A 1,733-nucleotide genomic window follows, 5' to 3' on the forward strand; every position below is an offset into this window, starting at 1 on the left:
ATCACCGTGCGGCCGATCATCTCCATCGATGAAGGCCATGGCGTGAACGAGGTGTTCCTCGACAATGTGCGCGTGCCCAAGGCCAACCTGATCGGCAAGGAAGGCAAGGGCTGGACCTATGCCAAATTCCTGCTGGGCAACGAGCGCACCACGATCGCCGAGGTCTCGACCTCCAAGCAGCGCCTGCGCCGCCTGAAGGAAATCGCCCGCGCCGAACAGGCTTTCGGCGCGCCGCTGATCGACGAGCCGGATTTCCGCGCCAAGGTGGCCGCCGTCGAGATCGACCTGATGGCGCTGGAATACACCAACCTGCGCGTGCTGGCGGCCGAAACCGCCGGCAAGGGCGCGGGGCCAGAGGTCAGCATGCTGAAAATCCGCGGCTCGGAAATCCAGCAGAGCATCACCGAGCTGGCCTGCGAGGCGCTGGGCTATTACGCCAACCCGTATGAGCATCGTCCGGATGGCTCCAACCAGCCGCCGGTCGGCCCCGATTATGCCCAGGGCCGCATGGAGGCGTTCCTCTACAACCGCGCCACCACGATCTATGGCGGCTCGAACGAGATTCAGCGCAACATCATCGCCAAGATGGTGCTGGGCCTGTAACGCGAACACAATTCTGAAGCAGGGAAGAGCGAGACAATGGATTTCAATCTGTCCGAAGAACAGAAGCTGCTGGCCGACAGCGTGGAAAGCTGGCTGCAGGACAAATACGATTTCGAGCGCTGGCGCAAACTGGTGAAAACAGACCTGGGCTATGCCGAGGAGAACTGGCGGACCATGGCCGAGCTGGGCTGGCTGTGCATCCCGCTGCCCGAGGATCATGGCGGCCTGGGCGGTGGCAGCGTCGATACCATGTTGCTGGCCGAGCGTTTTGGCCGCCATCTGGTGGCCGAGCCGTATTTCTCCACCGTGATCCTCGGCGCCGGCCTGATCATGGCGGCCGGCGACGCGAAGCAGCAGGCCGAATACCTGCCGCAGATTGCCGAGGGCAAAGTGAAATGGGCCTTCGCCTTCGCCGAGCATGGCGGCCGCTTCGCGCTTAATGAAGTGCGCACCAAGGCCGTGAAGGACGGCAGCGGCTGGACCATCAGCGGCAAGAAGATCGTGGTGCGCGATGCCCCCAGCGCCAACAAGCTGATCGTGCTGGCGCGCACGGCGGGCAATGATGCCGACGAGAAGGGCCTCGGCCTGTTCGTGGTGGATGCCAACGGCGCCGGCGTGTCGCGGCAGGATTACCGCACCGTCGATAACGGCCGCGCCGCCGACATCGCTTTTGAGAAGGCGCCGGCCCTGGCCGTGCTGGGCGATCCGGCCGGCGCGCTGCCGGCGGTGGAGAAGGTGGTCGACCAGGCGATTGGCTATCTGGCCGCCGAAGCGGTTGGCGCCATGGCCGCCCTGCACGAGACCACGCTGGCCTATGCCAAGACACGCAAGCAGTTCGGCCGCGCGATTGGCGATTTCCAGGTGATCCAGCATCGCCTGGTCGACATGATGATGCAGGTGGAAAGCGCCCGGTCGCTGTCGCTGCTGGCCAACCTGAAGATGGATGCGCCGGCGAAGGAGCGCGCCAAGGCCGCTGCCGCCGCCAAGGTGCAGACCGGCCGCTCGGGGCGGTTCGTCGGCCAGCAGGCCGTGCAGCTGCATGGCGGCATGGGCATGACCGATGAGCTGAATGTCGGCCATTACATGAAGCGCCTGATGACCATCGACACGCTGTTCGGCCATGCCGACCA

General features: G+C 64.8%; 2 protein-coding genes. Both read left to right on the forward strand.

Annotated elements, in window-relative coordinates:
• Positions 1–603 (forward strand): acyl-CoA dehydrogenase family protein (locus Q1J79_RS18055; RefSeq protein ID WP_300303124.1); only part of this gene is annotated, 603 nt, incomplete at its 5' end.
• Between the two features lie 36 nt (positions 604–639).
• A partial coding sequence (locus tag Q1J79_RS18060; protein WP_300303125.1) for an acyl-CoA dehydrogenase family protein occupies positions 640–1,733 on the forward strand: 1,094 nt, incomplete at its 3' end.

The organism is Ferrovibrio sp. (assembly GCF_029255545.1).
GTDB lineage: Bacteria > Pseudomonadota > Alphaproteobacteria > Ferrovibrionales > Ferrovibrionaceae > Ferrovibrio.